Source organism: Streptomyces sp. NPDC006552 (assembly GCF_040611655.1).
Lineage (GTDB): Bacteria > Actinomycetota > Actinomycetes > Streptomycetales > Streptomycetaceae > Streptomyces.
The window spans coordinates 30,835-50,292 of record NZ_JBEXOS010000044.1; the positions used below are offsets into that span (position 1 = coordinate 30,835).

17 protein-coding genes are annotated in these 19,458 nt (G+C 69.6%); 13 read left to right on the top strand and 4 right to left on the bottom strand.

Going from position 1 to position 19,458, the window contains the following annotated elements; genetic code table 11:
• Positions 1 to 221: 221 nt before the first annotated feature.
• The 3 genes from ABZY33_RS23835 to eccE all read right to left on the bottom strand — a co-directional run bounded on the left by ABZY33_RS23835 (position 222) and on the right by eccE (position 5,453).
• The gene (locus ABZY33_RS23835) at positions 222 to 3,050 is read right to left on the bottom strand and encodes an SCO5717 family growth-regulating ATPase (protein WP_356493667.1); all 2,829 of its coding nucleotides are present in this window, start codon (positions 3,048 to 3,050) and stop codon (positions 222 to 224) included.
• A gap of 370 nt (positions 3,051 to 3,420) precedes the next feature.
• Entirely contained in the window at positions 3,421 to 4,161 is a 741-nt protein-coding gene (locus ABZY33_RS23840) for a hypothetical protein (RefSeq protein WP_356493668.1), read from the bottom strand.
• A complete protein-coding gene (eccE, locus tag ABZY33_RS23845) occupies positions 4,161 to 5,453 on the bottom strand; it encodes a type VII secretion protein EccE (RefSeq protein WP_356493694.1) in 1,293 nt (430 codons plus the stop codon). The genes ABZY33_RS23840 and eccE overlap by 1 nt, the downstream gene beginning before the upstream one ends.
• 375 nt (positions 5,454 to 5,828) lie before the next feature.
• Between eccE and eccB the strand changes: the two genes are divergently transcribed.
• The 6 genes from eccB (at position 5,829) to ABZY33_RS23875 (ending at position 11,691) form a co-directional block, all read left to right on the top strand.
• Positions 5,829 to 7,361 (top strand): type VII secretion protein EccB, encoded by a 1,533-nt coding sequence (gene eccB, locus ABZY33_RS23850; protein WP_356493669.1) that lies wholly within the window; start codon positions 5,829 to 5,831, stop codon positions 7,359 to 7,361.
• Between the two features lie 141 nt (positions 7,362 to 7,502).
• Positions 7,503 to 8,708, top strand: a complete 1,206-nt coding sequence (mycP, locus tag ABZY33_RS23855) for a type VII secretion-associated serine protease mycosin (protein ID WP_356493695.1) — start codon at positions 7,503 to 7,505, stop codon at positions 8,706 to 8,708.
• Positions 8,709 to 8,734: 26 nt separating this feature from the next.
• A complete protein-coding gene (locus tag ABZY33_RS23860; protein ID WP_356493670.1) occupies positions 8,735 to 9,313 on the top strand; it encodes a hypothetical protein in 579 nt (192 codons plus the stop codon).
• Positions 9,314 to 9,531: 218 nt separating this feature from the next.
• On the top strand, positions 9,532 to 9,783 hold the full coding sequence (locus ABZY33_RS23865) for a hypothetical protein (RefSeq protein WP_356493671.1): 252 nt from the start codon (positions 9,532 to 9,534) through the stop codon (positions 9,781 to 9,783).
• Positions 9,784 to 9,836: 53 nt separating this feature from the next.
• Positions 9,837 to 11,135: a putative T7SS-secreted protein gene (locus ABZY33_RS23870; protein ID WP_356493672.1), complete on the top strand. Its 1,299-nt coding sequence runs from the start codon at positions 9,837 to 9,839 to the stop codon at positions 11,133 to 11,135.
• 46 nt (positions 11,136 to 11,181) lie between these two features.
• Positions 11,182 to 11,691, top strand: coding sequence for a hypothetical protein (locus ABZY33_RS23875; RefSeq protein WP_356493673.1), 510 nt, complete (start codon positions 11,182 to 11,184; stop codon positions 11,689 to 11,691).
• A gap of 85 nt (positions 11,692 to 11,776) precedes the next feature.
• Here the strand turns inward: ABZY33_RS23875 and ABZY33_RS23880 are convergent, their stop codons facing one another.
• A complete protein-coding gene (locus ABZY33_RS23880; RefSeq protein ID WP_356493674.1) occupies positions 11,777 to 12,496 on the bottom strand; it encodes a hypothetical protein in 720 nt (239 codons plus the stop codon).
• A 306-nt stretch (positions 12,497 to 12,802) separates the two neighbouring features.
• On the opposite strand from ABZY33_RS23880, the gene ABZY33_RS23885 reads away from it, so the two are divergent.
• From ABZY33_RS23885 to ABZY33_RS23915, 7 genes are all read left to right on the top strand, one after another.
• On the top strand, positions 12,803 to 13,156 hold the full coding sequence (locus tag ABZY33_RS23885; RefSeq protein WP_356493675.1) for a DUF4333 domain-containing protein: 354 nt from the start codon (positions 12,803 to 12,805) through the stop codon (positions 13,154 to 13,156).
• Between the two features lie 333 nt (positions 13,157 to 13,489).
• Positions 13,490 to 13,939, top strand: a complete 450-nt coding sequence (locus ABZY33_RS23890) for a hypothetical protein (protein WP_356493676.1) — start codon at positions 13,490 to 13,492, stop codon at positions 13,937 to 13,939.
• The gene (locus ABZY33_RS23895; protein WP_356493677.1) at positions 13,940 to 15,706 is read left to right on the top strand and encodes a hypothetical protein; all 1,767 of its coding nucleotides are present in this window, start codon (positions 13,940 to 13,942) and stop codon (positions 15,704 to 15,706) included.
• A 202-nt stretch (positions 15,707 to 15,908) separates the two neighbouring features.
• Positions 15,909 to 17,015 carry a S8 family serine peptidase gene (locus tag ABZY33_RS23900; RefSeq protein WP_356493678.1) on the top strand — a complete coding sequence of 369 codons (1,107 nt, stop codon included), beginning with the start codon at positions 15,909 to 15,911 and terminating at the stop codon, positions 17,013 to 17,015.
• 124 nt (positions 17,016 to 17,139) lie between these two features.
• Complete coding sequence (locus tag ABZY33_RS23905; RefSeq protein WP_356493679.1) at positions 17,140 to 17,475, top strand: WXG100 family type VII secretion target; 336 nt, start codon at positions 17,140 to 17,142, stop codon at positions 17,473 to 17,475.
• 69 nt (positions 17,476 to 17,544) lie between these two features.
• Positions 17,545 to 17,844: a WXG100 family type VII secretion target gene (locus ABZY33_RS23910; RefSeq protein WP_356493680.1), complete on the top strand. Its 300-nt coding sequence runs from the start codon at positions 17,545 to 17,547 to the stop codon at positions 17,842 to 17,844.
• Positions 17,845 to 17,933: 89 nt separating this feature from the next.
• On the top strand, positions 17,934 to 19,424 hold the full coding sequence (locus tag ABZY33_RS23915; protein WP_356493681.1) for a hypothetical protein: 1,491 nt from the start codon (positions 17,934 to 17,936) through the stop codon (positions 19,422 to 19,424).
• Positions 19,425 to 19,458 lie beyond the last annotated feature (34 nt).

A 19,458-nucleotide genomic window follows, 5' to 3' on the forward strand; every position in this document is an offset into this window, starting at 1 on the left:
GAATGAAGTGTTGGTTTACCAGCGGCAGTTGACGCACGTCAACGGCAGGCGAACCCCATGTGGCCTGCGGAAATAACGAGTTGACCGGTATTTCACGCACATTGGTCGAGACCTGTGACGCTTTGCAGGCCAGGGAGTGGCGCCCCTGACGCGACAGTAGTGACCAGTACACGCGAAAGGCCCGCACCGTCCAATGGTGCGGGCCTTTCGGCGCGTTGCTCCTACTGCTGCGGGGGCTGCTGCTGCCACCCCGGCGGCGGACCGGGCTGCGGCTGCTGCCCGGACTGCTGGTGCCCCTGCGGCGGGGGCGGCGGCACCTGCCAGCCGGGCTGGGGACCCGGCTGCTGGGGCTGCGCGGGCGGCGGGCCCTGGGGTGCGCCCTGCGGCGGGTAGGGCGCGGGCGGCTGCTGCCCCGGGTAGGGCTGCTGCTGCCCAGGGTAGGGCTGCTGTCCCGGGTACGGCTGCTGGCCGCCCGGCATCGGCGGGGCCATCGTGGGCGGCGGGTTGCCGTCCGAGGTCCACAGGCCCTGCTGCTGCTGGGCCCGGGAGAAGTCCTCGGCGACCATCGCGGAGAGGTTGAAGTACGCCTCCCGCACCTTGGGCCGCATCATGTCGAGGTCGACCTCGGCTCCGGCCGCCAGATGCTCGTCGAACGGGACCACGACGACCCCGCGGCAGCGCGTCTCGAAGTGGCTGACGATGTCCTCCACCTTGATCATCTTTCCGGTCTCGCGGACTCCGGAGATGACCGTGATGGAGCGCGAGACGAGATCGGCGTACCCGTGCGCGGAGAGCCAGTCCAGCGTCGTACTGGCGCTGCTCGCACCGTCCACCGACGGGGTCGAGATGATGATCAGCTGGTGGGCCAGGTCCAGGACCCCGCGCATCGCGGAATAGAGCAGACCGGTGCCGGAGTCGGTCAGGATGATCGGGTACTGCTTGCCGAGCACGTCGATGGCGCTGCGGTAGTCCTCGTCGTTGAACGTCGTCGAGACCGCCGGGTCCACGTCGTTCGCGATGATCTCCAGGCCGGACGGCGCCTGCGAGGTGAACCGCCGGATGTCCATGTACGACTGCAGGTGCGGGATCGACTGGACCAGGTCGCGGATGGTCGCGCCCGTCTCCCGGCGCACCCGGCGGCCGAGTGTGCCCGCGTCCGGGTTGGCGTCGATCGCGAGGATCTTGTCCTGCCGCTCGGTGGCGAGGGTGGAGCCGAGCGCCGTCGTCGTGGTCGTCTTGCCGACGCCGCCCTTGAGGCTGATCACGGCGATCCGGTAGCAGGACAGGACCGGCGTGCGGATCAGCTCCAGCTTGCGCTGCCGCTCGGCCTCTTCCTTCTTGCCGCCGAGCTTGAAGCGCGCGTTGCCGCCGCCGGGGCGGGTGCTCTTCGCCTTCTGCCGCTTGTTGTTGAGCAGCCGGTCGGCGGAGAGCTCCACCGCCGCGGTGTAGCCGAGCGGGGCGCCGCCGACGTTCGTGGGCTGGCGCTGGTCGTGCTGGACCGGCTGCGGCCACGCGGTGCCGGTACGCGGGTCCGCGACGGCAGGCGGCTGCGGCGCACCGTACGGGGGCTGCGGCGCGGGTGCGGGTGCGTGGGGGGCGGTCGGCTGGGCGGCGGGCCCGGGCTGCTGCGGGAAGCCGTAGCCGGCCGGGGGGTGCGGCTGGGGGGTCTGCGGGGGCTGGCCCTGACCTTGGGCCGGGGGCTGGGGCTGGGGCTGGGGTGGCTGATGGGGGAAGCCGTAGCCGGGCTGGGGCTGGGGTGGCTGATGGGGGAAGCCGTAGCCGGGCTGGGGTTGGGGCTGGCTCTGGGCCGGGGGCTGGGGGAAGCCGTAGCCGGGCTGCGGGGCGGGGGGCTGGTCGGGGTGGCCCTGGGCGGGGGGCTGCGGCTGGGCGTGGGGCTGCGGGAAGCCGTAGCCGGGCTGCGGGGTAGGGGTTTGGCCGGGCTGGCCCTGGAGGGGCGGCTGGGGCTGGCCCTGGGCGTGCGGCTGGGGCTGGGCCGGGGGGAAGCCGTAGCTGTCCTGTGGTGCGGGCTGCGGCGGCGCGGCCGGGCCGGGCGCCGCGGCGGCGGGCTGCCCCGGCCAGGCGGCGGGCGGCTGTTGGGCCGCTGCGGCCGGGTCGGTCCACTGCGGCGCCGCGGGCGGCGCGGCCGGCTGGAACGCCGGCGGCAGGGGCGGGACACCACCGTCCGGAGCGGGCGGGGGAGTCCAGGCCGCGGCGGCCGCGGGCGGTGCGGTGGGGGCGTTCGGGGTGAGCGGCGCGTCCGAACCGATCGGAGCGTCTGGGGCGTCCGGTACGTCGCCGGGAGCTGCGGGCGCGGCCTCGGGGGCCGAGGACGGGACCGCGGGCCGGTCGCCGCTGTCCGGGGTGGCGTCGGGGGCGGTTTCGGCGGCCGCTTCTTGCCCGGCGTCCGGGACGGCGGGGACATCCGTGCCCGTTGCCGTGTCCGAGGCGGGCTGCGCGGCGTCCGCGCCGACGGGGGGCTCGGTGGAGGCGGCGTCGGCCCGGTCGGGAGCGCCGGGGGCGTCAGGGGCGGCCTGCGTACCGGCGGCGCTCGGCGTGCCCGGGGTCTCGGGTGTGCCGTCGGTGCCGTGCGTGTCCACCCAGGAGCGGGGTGACCGGTCGGCCCCGGCGGTGTCGGCGGCGGAGCCGGGCCCGGCCGGTTCCGCGCTCTCCTGGCCCGGCGCCCGGTCCGGCGCGTCGGCGGCGTTCTGCTCAGCCTCGCGAGCGGCCAGCTCCGCGAACTCCCGCTTCAGCGCGGACGCGGAGAACTTCATGGTCGCGCCGCTCTCCAGGTCTCCGCTTCCGGCACCGGAGTCCGGCGCGGGGGCGACGGGGGCCACGGCGGGCGGGGCCGGGGCGGGCGCCGGAGCCGGCGGCACCGGGGGCGCGGGCGGCTCGGGCGCGGCGGCCGCCGACGCGTTCTGCGTGTACCAGGCCGGAGGGGCGTAGTCGATGGTGAACTCGCCCGTCATCTCGGCACTGGACTCCGCGTCGGACTGATCATCGACGGGCGAATCCCAGCCCCCGCGGATACCGTCCCGATCGCTGTTCACAATGCCTCCTGGTGTGGTCGAGCACCCTCGTGCCGTGCTGGGGGCCGACCGTTCCTGTCGATCCGCCGGGCTGACCCCTGGCCCCCTGACAGCTGCGGCACCCGTACACGAGCGCTCACAACACGTCCTGCCCCAGCCTAATCACGAAAGCCACGTGCACGGCAGGCCCGTCCGCCCGGTCACGGATGTCCGCCGCGTCACGCGGGGCCCGGAGGCTCCCGCGCCCGCCGTGGACGGACACCAAAACGTGACGAACGAGCACGGTCCGGTGGCGCGACATGTCCGGATCGCCCGGAAAATGGCGGTAGTTCGGCGCTCCCGCGTCCCCGCCCCGGCCTCGCCGGGACGAGGAACGGACGCCTCGGTCCGTTCAGTCCATGCGGCGTGCGGTTCCCAACAATCCGGTCTCGGCGTCCGTCGCCTGCGTCATCACGTACTGCCGGTCCCGGTCGGTGCACCACAGCGTCACACCGTCGGCGAGCGTCGGCAGCGACTCGTACTCCCCGCGCGGCAGCCCTATGACGCGGCCGATCTCGGTCGCCTCGTCCGGGGAGACCCGCTGCACGCCCACGAGCCGGGCCTGCCGCATCAGGCGCGGCGCGACCGGGCTCAGGTACGGCAGCAGCGTCAGCACCGACTGCCAGGGCGCTGAGGCCACCCGCCCGCGCGGGGGCCGCATCCCGCAGTCCCGGATGACGAGCACGGGCCCGCCCGCCGAGGCGCCCTGCGGCGGCACACGCCCCACGTCGTGCACGGTCATGCCCGACTGCCCGCCGCCGACCGCCTGCACGAGCTGCGCCCACTGCTGCGCGCGGCCCGTCTCCACGGCCACCCGCGCGCCCGTCGCGGCGGCCCGCAGCGCCAGCACCTGCGCCGTCCACAGACCGCCGATGAGCACGATGTCGTACGGCGTCGGGCGGTTGATGCCCATCACCGCGGGCTGCCCCTCGGCGTCCACCCCGACGACGACGCCGTCGTCCCCGATGGGCAGCGCCAGCGTGTCGAGCTGCTCGGGGGTGAGGGCGTGCCGCTGGTGGCGCGGGCCGAGCAGACCGAAGCCGGTCCGCAGCCGCTCGCCGAGGTCGGGAATCCGGTGGCTGGTCAGGGCCATCAGCGGGCACCTCCGAGCGGCAGAGTGGCGAGGACGCCGGGCAGTTGCTCACGGTCCAGCCGGACCAGTCCGGTGCGCGCCTGGCGCGCGGCCCGCTCCAGATCCCGCCGGGCGGTGGTCAGCTCGCTGTCGCTGCGGCCGGTGATCCGCAGGTGCCCGGCGAGGGTGACGTCCTGCTGGTCGCCCTTGGACAGCGTCAGGCTGAAGGTCGTGGCGAGCGCCGGGACCGTCGTCAGCTGGGCGACGAGCTGCGGCAACGTCGCGCCCCCGGCGCCCAGTTGGGGCCAGCGCCGCACCCAGTACGTGGTGTGCCGGCGGTTGTCGCACCGCCAGCTGCGCCCGGACTCCTCGGTGCGCCGCTGCGGGGCCTCGCTCCGGCCGGCCTGCGCGGTCACCATCGGGTTGGCGCACGCGGAGGTGGCGACCGCGGAGATCAGCTCTTCCTCGGTGAGCACACTCGCCCGGAACCCGGCGCCGCTCAGCCGGCTCGACAGGTGCTCGGCGACGCGCGCCAGGCACTTCTGCGCCCCGACCACACCGCCCCCGCGCGCGGCCACCGCCTCCGGGCACAGCTCGGGGTCGAGCTTCAGCGCGATCCAGGTGATGCGCACCGCGGGCGAACCGGTCTGCGCCTGCAACGGCGCGTAGTTGCTCACGGCCACCGACTGCTGCGGCAGGTGCAGCGCGGGCGCGGGCTGGGTGTGCAGCACGACCTGCGCCGACTCCAGCCGGATGCCGTCCACGTCGAGGGCGTCGCGCACCAGGGCGATCGGCAGCGGACGGCGGCTGCGCTCGGCGCGCAGCGCGGTGGCGTCCGACTCGACCTGGAGCACGGCGGTGAGGAAGCCGCCGTCCCCGACCATGCCGACGGGCCGCTGGTCGCGGTCGTCCCCGCGGTTGTGGCTGTACGTGCGCAGGCTCGGGTCGCACTCGACGGCGGGCGCGAGCCCCGGCTCGGTCCCCGGCGGCACCGGGCTGCTCGCCGCGCCGCGCCGCCGGGCCCGCATCGCCAGCACCGTGCCCAGCCACTCCGGCAGGGAGCGCCCGCGGCGGCGGACGAGAGCGAGCAGCAGGAGGAGGGCGGCGACCACGCAGGTCACCACCATGGCGACCATGCCGGCCACCCAGCCGCAGACCACGAGGGCGGCGGCCAGCTCGATCATCACCAGCCGCTGGGCGCGGAACGAACCGCCGCGGCCCGAACGGGACTTCAGGTGCGGGGTCACGGCGCCGCGGTACGGCGCGGGAGAGCCGGCGCCGGTGTGCGGGCCACCCGCGCGCTGCGCGGGCATGTGAGACATCTGTGAAGGAGAGGGGGAGCCCTGCGGTGAACCCTGCCCAGAACGGTCACCCGATCGTGACCTCGATTGCGACCGCGATCGAGCCCGCGTTGCGGAAGCCATCACTCCAAACCCCCCGAACTCTCCCGAAATCCCATGCGCACAGGCTCCCCGTACAGGACCCACGGGCCCCTTGGAAGGCCTGAGCACCCTACCCGTGCCACACGCAGTACGTCGTAACAGGCATAGTAGGGGCCGGGTCTGACAGCCGCGGCAGCCGCACGACAGCCGCTCGGCGGCCCGAGGCACGCACAGTCGACACCGGTCGACCGAAGTCGGGGGATGATCGCGCCCCCACGGCTCCGCACGGGGAGAGAGCGGACACAGATGGCATCACGGCGGGACGAACTCAACGCCTACACCTTCGCGAAGCGCCGCACCCTGGCGTCCTTCGTGCAGCCCTCACCGTCGGGGTCGGAGGAGGGGGCGCCCAGGCCGCTGCGGGCGGTGCTGCCCGGCACGATCATGGGCGTGGTGATCCTGATGGTCTTCGGCGGCATCGGCCTGTTCAAGCCCACGGCGCCGAAGGGCTGGGACGCGACGGCGACGAACGTCATCGTCGCCAGCGACTCGACCACCCGGTACGTGGTCCTGAAGACGGGCAAGCAGAAGCAGCTCCACCCGGTCCTGAACATGGCCTCCGCCAAGCTCCTCCTCAAGGACCGCACGGACAAGGTCGTCACCGTCGACGAGGGCGTCCTCGACAACGGCGACCTCCCGCACGGCGCCACCCTCGGCATCCCCTACGCCCCCGACCGCCTCCCGGACGCCAAGGAGGCGGAGGCCGCGAAGCGCTGGATGGTGTGCGAGCGCCCCAGCGACGGCGGCCGCGCCATACAGAAGGCCGCGTTCGTCTTCGCCCGGAAGGACTGGAAGAAGACCGAGGGCCGCAACCAGCTCAAGGGCGGCCAGCTGATGTACGTGGCCGACTCGGTCACCAAGAAGCAGTACGTGGTCGACGCCAAGGGCACCGCCCACGAGATCGCCGATCCGGCGCAGACGGAAGTGCTCACCGCGCTCGACACCCAGCAGCGCCCGCCGCAGCGCGTCTCCTCCGAGTGGCTGAAGACGCTCCACCCGGGCGCCCCCATCACCATGCCCGTCGTCCCCGGCACCCCCGGCCAGGCCGCCAACGCAGTGGTGGGCAGCGGCAACGCCAAGTACGACAAGGTCGGTACGGTCCTCAAGTCGCTCGACGGCACGAAGACGCAGTACTACGTGGTGCTGCAGAACAAGGTCGCGCGCATCTCCGAGTTCACCTCGCGGCTCCTGCTCAACAGCAAGCGACTCGTCGACGTGAACCCCAGCGGCCAGGCCTCGCAGGTCAGCCCCGCCTCGGTCGCCAACGCGGTGGCGTTCGACGGCGAGAGCGCCGGCTGGCCCACGCTTCAGCCCGAGACCGTCAACGACGGCACGAGCGCCACCAGCGGCCGCAACACCGCCTGCAACGTCCTGCGCGAGGTCGGCGGCGCCGACGGCACGACGCTCTCCACCTGGGTCGGCACCGACTTCCCCCAGGCCCTGCCGACCGGCTCCTCCAGCGCGTACGTCACGCCCGGCTCGGGCCAGGTCTTCCGGCAGATCCAGGGCACGGCGACCAAGGTGGGCCAGATCTTCCTCGTCACCGACACCGGACTGCGCTACGCGCTGCAGTCCAACGGCGACAGCACCTCCAGCGACAAGAGCGTCGGCATGTCCGACAAGGAGCGCAAGGAGCTGGAGAAGGAGACGCAGACCACGCAGAAGCTCCTCGGCTACGACCAGGTGACGCCGCGGCCGATCCCGCTGACCTGGTCCACGTTCCTGCCCACGGGGCCGCGGCTGTCCAAGCCGGACGCGGGCCAGCCGCAGGGTTCGTAAGCGGCGCGACGAGGCGGGAAGGGGAGGGGTCACCAACTGATGCCGGGAACAGAGAACGTGAAGCACGTGAGGCGCTCGCAGCGGCCGACGTACCTGGGGCGGGCCCTGCGGCGCCCGGGCGCGCTGATCGCGGTCACCGCGCTGACGGCCTGTGTGTCGGTGCTCGCCCTGCCGGCGGCGCCGGCCCTGGCGGACAGCGGCGAGTGCACGTTCGGTGGCAAGGACTACAAGGGCCGCCCGTGGTCGCTGCAACGCGTCAACCTCGACGCCCTGTGGGCGACCGCGACCGGCAAGGGCGTACGCGTGGCGGTGATCGACACCGGCGTGGACACGAAGAACCCGCAGCTGAAGGACGCCGTCGCGGAGTCGCTCGGCGCCAACTTCCTGCCCCCGAAGGACGACAAGGGCGAGAAGATCGACCGCGGCAACAGCCACGGCACCACCGACACGGTCGGCCACGGCACCCGCGTCGCCGGCATCATCGCGGCCCGCAAGGACGAGGAGCACACCGGCTTCGTGGGCCTCGCCCCCGACGCCACGATCATCCCGATCAAGCAGAACGACGCCGAGGGCCACGGCGACTCGAACGAACTGGCCCAGGCGATCGACCACGCGGTCAAGATGCGGGCCGACGTCATCAACATCTCCCAGGACACGGAGAAGGCGCTCTCCGCCGGCTCCAAGCTGGAGCAGGCGGTGAACAACGCCCTCGCCCACAAGGCCGTGGTCGTCGCCTCCGCGGGCAACGACGGCCTGGGCGGCAACCAGAAGGCCACCTACCCCGCCTCCTACAAGGGCGTGCTGGCCGTCGCCGCCTCGGACCGCAACAACGAGCGCGCCGTCTTCTCCCAGTCCAACGCCGCGGTCGGCGTGGCGGCCCCCGGCGTCGACATGATCTCCACGGTCCCCAAGGGCGGCCACTGCTCCGACAACGGCACGAGCTTCTCGGCCCCGTACGTGGCGGGGGTGGCCGCGCTCCTCAAGCAGCACCACAAGGACTGGACGGCGCAGCAGGTCGTCGCCCAGATCGAGCAGACGGCGGAGCGTTCCATCCCGGGCCACGACAACCGGGTGGGCTGGGGCGTCGTCGACCCGGTCAAGGCGGTCACCGAGATCGCCGACCCCAAGGACCCGATCGAGTCCCCGACCCCCGACCGGGCCGTCACCACCGTCGACCCGCCGGACCTCGCCGCCGTCCACTTCGGCGAGACGGCCGACGAACGCAACGCCCGCCTGGCCACCTACGCGGCGGTCGGCGCGGTGGTGATCGTCGTGGCCCTCGCGGGCGCGGCGGTGGCCGTACGGGACGCACGGCGCAGACGGGCCCGGGCGGAGCGCGGCGCGTGACGGGTCTTGCCGCGACCCTGTTCCTTATGGCGGCTGTTCTGGTGGCGATGGCGTGCGTGCGGGCGGACCGGGTCAGCGCGCTGCGCCGCCGCACCCACCCGTCCGGCGGCCAACTGCCCCCTGCCGCCTTCGCGGTGGCGCGTGCCGTGCTCCTGACCATGGCGGCGATCTGCGTCTGGCAGGGCGCGCAGGCCCGGGCGACGGACGCTGATTCCCGGTGGAGCGACGCCGAGTTGACGAGCGCCGCCCACCGGGCCGCCGACGACCTGGACGGGTACTGGTACCGCGAGTCCTCCCTGACGCACGACACCCCCTACTTCGACGACTACGAGTCACTCATCGAGGAAAAGGTCGTCCGCTACGGAGGCGGCGGCGCCCCGCAGTCCGGGGTGCACGCTTCGGCGCTCGCCGGCACCCCGCACAGCGACGGCGACTTCACCCTGACCGCGGACGACACGGACCGCACCTTCTGCTTCCACGTGACGAAGTCCCGCTACAAGAAGCAGGACTACACCCCTCCGGGGATCTCGGGGGGTGAAGGCAGCGCCGGGTACCGGGAGTTGGCATATCGGATGCGGGTGAGGGCGCGGGAAGGGACGTGCTGACGTTCGGCTTCGGCCGGAGCCTTTCGGGAGACCCGGTGACCGTGTGGGTGGAGTCGTGAAGGGGCCGTGAGGGCACGTTTGGGGGCCCCGGGTCGCTGATAGCGTTCGTGAACTCGGCGCGTATGTGGCTCTGAGCAGGTGAGACAAGAAGAGGGGGAGCCGCTGTGGCCGGTGATCTCGGAGTGGGTCCAGGAGTCCTCAAGCAGGGGGCCAAGGACATGGTGGACGTGCTCAAGCCGGTCAAGAAGGTGGATCTGGGCGACCCCGCCGACGCAGCCGCGAAGATCGGGAACGACGACGCGGCGGCGGCTCTGGTGACGTTCTGCGCCACGTGGGAGTCGGGTGCCGAGTTCCTGGCCGATTGTGCGGCCGGCCTGGCGAGCGGACTCGACAAGGCCAACGGTGACTACGAGGACACCGACGAGGCCATCCGGGACGCGGTGAACACGGTCAAGTCGGCCTTGGCCTGAGATCCCTGACGCAGGAACGGATTCGAAGAACAAGAACGGGGATCTCCGCACTCATGGCAGCCACGCTCGGCTCGACCGACGACCCGAAGGACCTCATCCCAGGGGAAACCGGGAAGCTCGGCGACATCGAGACCGACCTCAAGAAGTGGTCGGACACGTTCGAGGAGATCGGCGACGGCCTGCGCGACCTGCGCATCAAAGGCTGGGTCGGTCAGGCCAGCGACGCCTTCTGGCCCACCTTGGGCAAAGAGAAGAAGAACTGGTACTACGCGAGCGACGCGATGTCGGACGCGGCCAAGGCGGTTCACTCGTACTCCACCACGCTGACCTGGGCACAGCGGCAGGCCGGGACCGCCATCGACAAGTGGAAGGCCGACGACCACGAGGGCGCCGAGCAGTTGCTGAGCAGTGCGCGCAAGCAGCTCAAGGAAGAGGCGGACAAGCTCGCCGGGAAACTGCACGGCCTCGCGGGCGACGCCAAGGACGCTCCTGGCTGGCTGGCGGGGATCCGCAGCGGAGTCGATACCAAGAAGTGGGCCGAGGACCATGGCGTCGGCAAGAGTGCCATCGCACCGGAGGCCTGGGCCAGGGAGAAGAAGTCGTGGTTCGGTACCGAGGACAACCCGCGTCACCGCGAGAGGGAGTGGGGCAAGGGCGAGGATGGCAACTGGTACCTGCGGGACAAGACCACTACGGAGCCCGGAGCCGACGACGACGCGACGGCCGGTAAGAAGACCGAGTGGAGCATCAAGCTCGCTGAGTGGTCGGGCAAAGCCAGTGTGTGGTCCGCCGGTATCGACGGTGAAGGCAACTGGAGCGGCGCCAAGTACAAGTACGAGGCGGGTGTCCAGACGCTGGGCGTGGACGGCTCAGTCGGCGCGAGCGTCACCAACGGCCAGTTCCAAGCCGGCGTCTCCGGGACCGCCTATCTCGCCCAGGCGTCCGCGAGCGGCAGTCTGGAGTACGGCATCGTCGGGGCACAGGCAGAGGGGAAGGCCTTCGCGGGTGCCGACGCGGGGGTGAAGCTGTCCGCGGGCAAGGACGGCGTACATGCCGGAGCCGAGGCGTTCGCCGGCGCCAAGGCGACCGGTTCCGCCTCCGCGGACGTCGCCGGTGTCGGTGCCGGTGTGAATGGCGAGGCCTGGGCAGGAGTGGGTGCGGAAGCCCATGCCGATGTCGGCGTGAAGGACGGGAAGTTCACCATCGGCGGCGACGTCGGTGTCGGAGTGGGCGTCGGTGGCAAGGTCGGCTTCAATGTCACGGTCGATCCGGCGAAGCTCGGCGACGCGCTCGGGGACGGCGCCGACGCGGTGGGCGATGCCTGGGACAGCACCGTCGGCAGCTGGTTGTAGCCCCGTTCGAGCCCGCGCCGAGTTTCACCGAAGGATTGGAACCATCATGGCGGCCACGTTGCCGGTCAAGATTTCATTCTCGCTGCCGGACGGCTGGCGGGCGGCCCCGCCCGACGAGGTGGGGACACCGCACGTCGCCTTCGTTGCGCTGCATCCCGACTCCGTCGATGACGGATTCACCGCGAACATCACCATTTCCGGTGGGATGCGCAACGACGGCGCCACCATCTCGCAGATCGCCGACGAAGCCATTCCCCGCCTCCAGCAGGGCGGCCCCGTACGCGTCCTCAAGAAGACCGAGATCGGCACGCCCGATCTTCCGGGCCTCACGGACGCTCCGGGGATCGCGCAGGACGTCGTGCTCTCCACCACGCTGCGGGGGGAGCCGATCGAGTTGGGCCAGAGCCAGGTGTTCCTAGGTCTGGAGGACGTGCACAATCCGGCACAGCGCGCGGTGCTCGAACTCGTCCTCACGGGAACGCAGAAACAGATGCGTGAAGTGATCGGCGACTTCCGGCACTTCCTGCGCACCGTCCGTCCGGGCGACGCGACCTGAGTTCGGTACGGCCGAACGTTAAACGCACGGCAGCGCCCCCTGCCCCACGGCGACCACGCGTCTGGGCAAGGGGCACTCGGCGTTCTCAGGCGGCAGCCCAGGCCTGGGCGGGAATCCGGTCCAGCACATCGCACAGGTAATGAAGCCGGTCCTCGAGCGCCTGTGGCGACAGTGTGCCGGTGTACCAGGTGAACAGCTCGTCGTGTCGGACACGAAGAGGATTCTTCTTCGCACGCTCGTCCGCCAGCAGAAAGGCCTGAACCTCGTCACTCAGGATGGTGCGAGCGAAAGTCTCGTCCTCCGTGTCGACACGGAACGCGGCGTCGAATGCGGGCAGTCCGAGGAGCGTCTTCGCGCCGCGCCCCATCACCGTGTCGAACTTTCCGGGGCGTCCCACCTGGAGGTATGGTCCCGATCCGGGCACCGAGACAAGGAACACTGACTCGATCGTGAGCTTCTTGCTCTCCCCGGCCCCGGTGCTGCCCGAGAGAGGATTCGAGTACCGGTACTCGAAGCACTTGAACGAGCGGCCGCGGAACTCCCCGGTGACGTAATGCCAAGCGGTCAGGTTGTCTCCGCTGCCCGGCATGGGGCCCACGCCGCAGAACTCGGTGGCCAGCCCGGGCGCACGCCGTTCATGCGTCCAGCCGCGCGCCGCCGCGACCTGCGCCAGCTCCTCCCAGTCTCGGCGCATCCTCTTGTCCTCCTGGCCGCTGCGGATGAACGCCCTGATGACCAGGGTGAACATGCCGACGACGAAAGCGAACAAAAGGACCTTCACGAGGATCCCGACCAGCTGTTCCATGGGTCGGGATTATTGCGGATACCGTGTGCTCCTGTGAACCGCGGTCTGCCCGCTGTGCGGTAGTCCACCGGCGGGGCAGTGATGCCGTACGCATGGTCAGTGCACGGCGCCGTACGCATCAACACGGAAGTGAAGATCGTCTGCCGATGCGGCAGAGACTCCGTGGAGCGCAGCCATTTGCCCGGTTAGCGAACAAAGAGGTCAAGTGTCGACCCGGCGACCCTCATATGCTGGCGGGCCGAGCGGGCCCCGAGCGGTTCGTCTTTGTCATCTTTTCCTCCTGATTCACCTGGAATGGAACTTGCCATGCTCAAGGCCCGCCTCACTGCCGCCACGTGGACCTTGTCGGCCGTCACCGCGGGCGCGCTGCTCGCCGGCTGCTCGGGCTCGGCCAGTGACGGGAAGTCCGAGCCGGAGCTGTCGAAGGGCAAGCTGGCGGACACCGTCGCCGAGAAGCTCGCCGCTTCGACGGGCCAGGCCAAGCCCGACATCAGCTGCCCCGAGAACCTGAAGGGCAATGTCGGTACCACCACTCGCTGCAAGCTCACGGCCTCGGATGGCAGCACCTTGGGCGTCACGGTCAAGGTCACCTCCGTCGACCGGGATAAGATCAACTTCGGCATTCAGGCGGACAAGACACCCACGCCGGCGCAGAGCTGAACGGCCGCCCCGGGAGGGCTTCTCGCGGGCCGTCCGCCAGGAGACCGCGACGGGGACAACTCGCCCTCTGGGTCGCGGAGTTGGCTCTCTTGATCCGGCACGCGTCCGAAGCGACGCATCCCACGCCTCGACGCGCGGCCGGGGCGAATAGGGCAAATGACTGCCCCTGACGCCGTCTCGTGACGGAGTTGCAGCACAGCTCGGTTGGAGTAGATGTACCGGGTGACTACAGTGGTAAGTGCGTTGTAAGGCCTGACGTGCTTTGCGATCGTATGGCGGGTACTCCGGCGCTCTCGGCCGGAGAGTTTACGGGGAAACGGGGAGGAAGGCGTCGTGCTTCCAGCGGAAGGCGGGGGCGTATCGAAGGCTGCAGCGGCCGATCTCAAGGTCGGCTCGGAAGTCCTCACGACCTTTAAGCAGCGGGTGGACAAGATCCTGCAGGACTTCGAGGGTTCGCCCGGCAGTTCGGCCAAGGTGGGTGACCACCAGATCAGCCGCACTGCCGTCACCAGTGGGACCGGGGCCTTCGTCGAGGCTGACGTCCTACACCTCAGCTACGAGCAGGTGCACAGCCGCATCACGTCCCTCTCGAAGATGCTGGGCATGCAGATCGAGGCGATGAGCATCGCCTCACACGGTGCGGAAGTCGGGTTCGCCAACCTGGAAGAGGACCAGCGGCGCCGCTTCTGGGAGATCCAGACGAAGATCGACCACCAGCATCGTGCGGCGGAGCCGTCCAAGGGGCACGGCGACGAGACGCAGTCGAAGGGGGGGTACAAGTAAATGAGCGGCAACGACGGGAAGACGCCGGATACCCCTCCCACTCCTCAGGAGCGGGTGGCGGGGCAGGTCGCGGTCACGGACGGCGTCCAGAGCGTCATGAGTGTGCTGCACGATACGTTCGGGTTCGGGTCGGACCGTGCATTCTCCGTCTCGGATAAGCTCGCGAAGGACCTCCACGTCACACCAGGGAGCACGCGTTTCGAGGAGCACCGGCTCAACGCGATGCTCGACCTGGTCGAGGGCACCAAGCCGAGCGACCTCGAGAACGCCGGCACGGCCCTGTTCAAGGCAAGCCAGGCAATGGCCGACGCGGCCACCGAGCTGCGTACCAACCTCAAGCATGCCAGTGACGACTTCCAGGGTGAGGCGGGCGTCGCCTTCCAGAAGTGGGGCGCGAAGCTCGCGGGCCACACCGACGCCCTGAGCGGGTACGTCCAGACGGCGGGCGTGGAGATCGCCGCTGCCGCGACCGGCCTCGCCTCGGTGAAGAGTTCGCTGCCGCCACGGGATACCCGCCCCTCGCACAAGGCGGTGAAGCCAGAGGCGCTCCCGGCGGACAAGCGGACCGCGGGTGACCCCGACTACGACGAAGCCGTCAAGGTCGAGAAGCACCGGCAAGAAGCGATCAACCAGATGAACCGGTTGGCGTCCTTCTACTCGATCTCCGCGGAGACGCTGGGGTCGTTGAAGCCGCCGACGTTCGAGACGATGCCGAATGTCGGGGTGCCGAAGCCGGAGCCCACGGGTGGGTTCTACAGCGACGGCAACAGTGGCCGCGGTGGCGAGACCGGGCCTGGCCCTGCCGCAAGCACGCCTCCCGCGCACGTGGCCGACTCCACCACCCCCGCCGTGTCCGAGGCACGGCATGTGACGCCGGACGATGTTCAGGGGTCGGTCACGATACCCGATCGCCCGGTCGGCACCGAGATCAACAGCGTCGGCACCCTTCCGCCGCCGACGACCTCGACGCCGAGCCCGCAGACGCCCGTGAGTCCGACCGGCCCGGGCCCCAGCGGTACACCGAGCCCGTTCCCACAGGGGCTGACCAATCTTCCCGGAGCGGGCACCGGCAAGTTCGGTGGCGGCGCGAACAGGACGCCGTTCACCGCGCAGGGACGGGCGCAGAACTCGACCCCGTCCGGTACCTCGCGGGGTCCCCAGGCGCGTGGCACGAACCCACCCATGGGCCGCGGCACCGGGCCGAGTGCCCAGGGCGGCATGCAGGGGGGCCGCCCCACGAGCACGGCTCGTGGCGTCACCGGTGGCACGCCGAAGCCGAACGGCGCGAACGCGGCGCGTTCCGCAGGGCCGGGGACCACGGGCGCGGCTCGCTCAAACGGTGTTGTCGGTGGCCGACCCAGCGCGCCCAAGGGTGCGGGGCCGGGCGCTGCCCGGACCCCGCCGGGCACCGTCATGGGCGGAAACCCCGGCAGCAACTCCCGGGGAACGTCCGGCCGCATCGGTCAGCGGGGCGTCATGGGCGTGCCCGGCACGGAGACGGCGGGCCGCTCCTCGGGTGTCGGACGCCAGGTCCAGGGTGCTTCCGAGGCGGTGACGGGGCGCCCGGCCGGGAAGACATCGGCGGCGCGCGCCGGTCGTAACGGATTCACGTCGGGCGGTGAAGGTCTCGTACGTGGCCCGTCCAAGCAGCGGGACCGCGAAAAGGATGACCAGGATGGCACCGAGCGGCCTGACTACCTCGTCGAGGACGAGGCCACGCATCTTCCGCAGCAGCCGCGGCGCGACGTGCCGCCGGTGATCGACTAACTCCCGAGCGAGGACGTACAGCACCATGAAGTCAGGGATCGGCCGACGGACTCGGCGGAGCGTACATGTACCACGGCGTCTCGCTGTGCGGTTGGCGGTTTCGGCCACCGCGGTGGGCGCGGTGGCCGGTACGTCATGTGGGCTTGCCCCGGCCGCCCTGGCTGCAGGGAACGTCCAGTCGCAGCAGTGGTACCTGGACGCCATGGACGCCGATGCGATCTGGAAGGTCAGCACGGGCAAGGGCGTCAAGGTTGCACTGATCGACTCGGGGACCAGCGACAGCACTCCGTCCTTGAAGGGGCAGGTCCTCTCGGACGAGACACCGCGGAAGGTCGCGTACGGGGCGACCAAGGACTACGTCGGACACGGCACCACCATGGCCGAGCTCATCGCCGGCACGGGAGCGGGCGGTGGTCTGAAGGGGCTGGCACCGGGGGCGAAGATCATCCCGTTCCGGGTCCAGGTATCGAAGATGAAGGACGCGGCCGAGCAGAAGAAGACGGCCGTGCCTGCTGACGCGATCAGGGCCGCGGCGGACACGGACGCGAAGATCATCAATATGTCCTTCGGGCAGGACCTGGTCGACCCGGACACCGAAGCCGCGGTCAAGTACGCCCATTCTCAGGGCAAGCTGCTGTTCGCCGCGGTGGGTAACGACGCGGAGAAGAAGAACGAGATCGGTTACCCGGCCGCGTACGACAACGTCGTGGGCGTCGCGGCGTCCGACGAGACGGGGAAGGTGGCGAAGTTTTCCGAGCATGGTGACTTCGTCGACCTCGCCGCCCCTGGCCTGCACATCCCGGAGTGGTGCGACGCATCCCTCGGTTCGTACTGCAATGATGCCAAGGGCACCAGTTCCGCCTCGGCTCTGGCTTCGGCCTCGGCAGCACTCATCTGGTCCGCGCACCCTGACTGGACCAACAACCAGGTGCTGCGCGTCCTGACCGACACCGCAAGCCGCAGCTGGCCGAAGGAGAGGCCGAGCCAGTATCTCGGCTACGGACTGGTCCGGCCCGCGCGCAACGTGCTGCACAACGAAGGCCGGCCGGGAACCGCCGACATCGATCCCATCACCAACGAGCAGACGAAGACGGCCGGTTCGGGCTCCGACGCGGCTCCTTCCACCTCTGCATCAGGCTCGTCACAGCCCACCCAAAACGCTTCAGATGTCCCCGCTGAAGCGGCAAAATCAGAGGCGAAGACGTCAAGTGACAGCAACACGTTGTGGATTGCGCTCGGCGTGATCGCCGCGGTGATCGTGGTCGGGGGCGGCGGGTTCGCCGTGATGCGGGCGCGGCGCGGCCAGTAAGACTTTCAACCGTGGAGTTTCCTCGCTTCTTGGGCGGGCCACGGGGGAGCGGTTCGGGCCTTTAGCGAAGCACGAACCGAATCGGTTGGGACTAGAGGCACACCTAAGGAAAGGCAGGAGCGCCATGGCCAGCGGGCAGCAGAAGCTCGAAGACCAGCAAGTAATTCAGCTTGAGAAGCAGATGTCGGAGAAGTACGACGGTATCCGCAAGCGCGTCCACAACCTGCAGGGTGTCATTGATGCCCTGGAGGGAAAGTGGAAGGGCATCGGTAAGAGCGCCTTCGACAAGAAGCAGTACGAGATTAACGAATCTCTGCAGAACATCGGCAAGATCCTCGCCGATGTCATCGACGCGATGAACAAGACGCGCAACATCAAGGACAGTTCGGAAGACGACGTGCGCTCGTCCGTGAGCAAGATCTCCGTCACCGACGGAGCCTCCTCGCTCAGCAAGTACTGAGAATCGCTGAGCTCAAGACAGCAGAAGTACGTCAGACGCACATACACGAGCGAGACGAGGTAGAGGAATATGGCCGGTAACGGTGACGGGCTGCTCGTAACCTACGACGGGCTCGACCAGGCGGCGACCCAGATCGGTAACGAGGCGAAGGCTCTCGAGGCAGATCTCCAGGAGCTGCGGCAGCTGGTCGTCAAGAGCCAGGAGTACTGGGCCGGTGAGGCGCAGGGCACCTTCGGTGAGAAGCTTCAGAAGTGGGACAAGGAAGCCGCCGACATCCACCAGGCGCTGACCGGCATCGGACACGTCGTCGGGCAGTCCGGTGGTACGTACATGGATGGCGACAAGAAGGCCGCCGGCTACTTCCAGTAAAGGAAGCAGTTGTCGTCTCGGGGTGGGCACGCGCGGGAGGTGCCCACCCTTTCGCTGTCCTGGCTTATATGTAGCGAGAGGTATCCCTTATGAGCTTCGGCCCGCCGCCGTCTCCGTTCACGCAATCGACGCGTGCTGCTGATGAGCGTGCGAGGCGCCGTCGTGTCAGGGTCTGGGCCTCGTTTGCCGTGGCCCTCGTGGTCGTGGCGGTCGGGGTCGGGTGGGTCCTTCGGGGGGTCTGGACAAAGGACGGCAGTGAGCCGTCCCGCTATGACAATGCCTCCGCTCAGCAGGCGCCCGACGAGGTGAGGGCGACGGTCGAGAGGCGCCCCGCCGGCGGTGCTGGACGACTGGTGTCCGCGATCGGTGACAGCAAGCTCAAGCCGGCCGAGATGCGGACCACTCCCGGGACCTGGGCGACGGACGAGGTGCTGGCGAAGGGCGTGGCGGGCGCCATCCAGGGGTTCAAAATCGACGCCGATGATGAGCTCGTCTGGCAACGCCAACTCTCAGGTGACATCTGTGGGTGGACCCAGAGTGTGACCGTCGGCGGAAGTACCGCTGTCCTTTTCAAGGGCGCGGACCACCGCTGTACCGAATTGATGTTCTTCAACGTCAATACGGGTGAGAGGATCTGGCAGAAATCTGTCCCGTGGAAGAAAGACGCTTTCGATCTGTATCCCAACGTCTCCCTGGCCAGAGGTGTGGTCGCGGTCGCCTATGGCACCGGGTCCGCGGGATACGACATGACGAGCGGAAAGAAGCTCTGGGCGCGGGCCGGTACGTCTGCCTGTCGGGAGGCTGGATTCAAGGGAGGCCGGGCGCTGCTGTTGCGACTGGACTGCCAGACGAGGGACGGGGGCACGCAATACCGGGTCCAGCGCATCTCACTCGAGACCGGAAGGCCGGTCTGGACCTACAAGACGAACGAGCACCTGAATTTCGTCTATCTCGTCTCCGCGGAACCGGTTGTTCTTGCTGTGTCGGCGGGGGAGGCTAATCTGTCGGACCTCATCACCCTCGATGAGGAGGGGAAGTACCAGAACACCATTCGGTTCTCGGGCGACCATTACGAGGCGAAGTGTGAGAGCGGTCTTTCGTCGAGCGCCGAGGACGCTCTGATGTTCTCGGCCGTGGATCAGTGCTCACGTATCGCTGTCTCCGACGACCAGGCCTTCATCACTACGGGTGAGGTGACGGAGGGCGTCGCCCACGAGACGAACTCGATCGTGTCCTTCGATCTGAAGACCGGGCACACGGGAGTCAAGTTCGATGCGGGCAAGGATCAGGAGCTCTTTCCGCTACGTATGAGCGGTGACCAACTGCTGGCTCTCAAAGTAGGGACGGACACCTTCGCACCAACCCAGTTGGTCGGCCTAGACCCGAAAACTGGCAAGGAAAGCAGTTATTTCTTCTTCTCTCCGTTCCACGAAGCGTCGATTCTGGTGGACCCGGACACGAGCGACATCGTCGTCGAGCACGGGAGGATCTTCTTCGGAAGCCGCACCGTGCAAGGCGGGGGAACCAAGAGTCAACCCGCCTATACCTGGCGCGCGTTCGGGGTGGGCCGCGCACAGTAAAGGGTGCACGAGCCCTCCCCGGGCGACTGAAGGG

Bases quoted from the DNA above. Each gene is read 5' to 3' on its own strand.
- ABZY33_RS23840 (WP_356493668.1), bottom strand. From the start codon at position 4,161: ATGGCCCTGACCAGCCACCGGATTCCCGACCTCGGCGAGCGGCTGCGG.
- eccE (WP_356493694.1), bottom strand. From the start codon at position 5,453: ATGCCCGCGCAGCGCGCGGGTGGCCCGCACACCGGCGCCGGCTCTCCC.
- eccB (WP_356493669.1), top strand. From the start codon at position 5,829: ATGGCATCACGGCGGGACGAACTCAACGCCTACACCTTCGCGAAGCGC.
- ABZY33_RS23860 (WP_356493670.1), top strand. From the start codon at position 8,735: ATGGCGGCTGTTCTGGTGGCGATGGCGTGCGTGCGGGCGGACCGGGTC.
- ABZY33_RS23865 (WP_356493671.1), top strand. From the start codon at position 9,532: ATGGTGGACGTGCTCAAGCCGGTCAAGAAGGTGGATCTGGGCGACCCC.
- ABZY33_RS23870 (WP_356493672.1), top strand. From the start codon at position 9,837: ATGGCAGCCACGCTCGGCTCGACCGACGACCCGAAGGACCTCATCCCA.
- ABZY33_RS23875 (WP_356493673.1), top strand. From the start codon at position 11,182: ATGGCGGCCACGTTGCCGGTCAAGATTTCATTCTCGCTGCCGGACGGC.
- ABZY33_RS23880 (WP_356493674.1), bottom strand. From the start codon at position 12,496: ATGGAACAGCTGGTCGGGATCCTCGTGAAGGTCCTTTTGTTCGCTTTC.
- ABZY33_RS23885 (WP_356493675.1), top strand. From the start codon at position 12,803: ATGCTCAAGGCCCGCCTCACTGCCGCCACGTGGACCTTGTCGGCCGTC.
- ABZY33_RS23895 (WP_356493677.1), top strand. From the start codon at position 13,940: ATGAGCGGCAACGACGGGAAGACGCCGGATACCCCTCCCACTCCTCAG.
- ABZY33_RS23900 (WP_356493678.1), top strand. From the start codon at position 15,909: ATGGACGCCGATGCGATCTGGAAGGTCAGCACGGGCAAGGGCGTCAAG.
- ABZY33_RS23905 (WP_356493679.1), top strand. From the start codon at position 17,140: ATGGCCAGCGGGCAGCAGAAGCTCGAAGACCAGCAAGTAATTCAGCTT.
- ABZY33_RS23910 (WP_356493680.1), top strand. From the start codon at position 17,545: ATGGCCGGTAACGGTGACGGGCTGCTCGTAACCTACGACGGGCTCGAC.
- ABZY33_RS23915 (WP_356493681.1), top strand. From the start codon at position 17,934: ATGAGCTTCGGCCCGCCGCCGTCTCCGTTCACGCAATCGACGCGTGCT.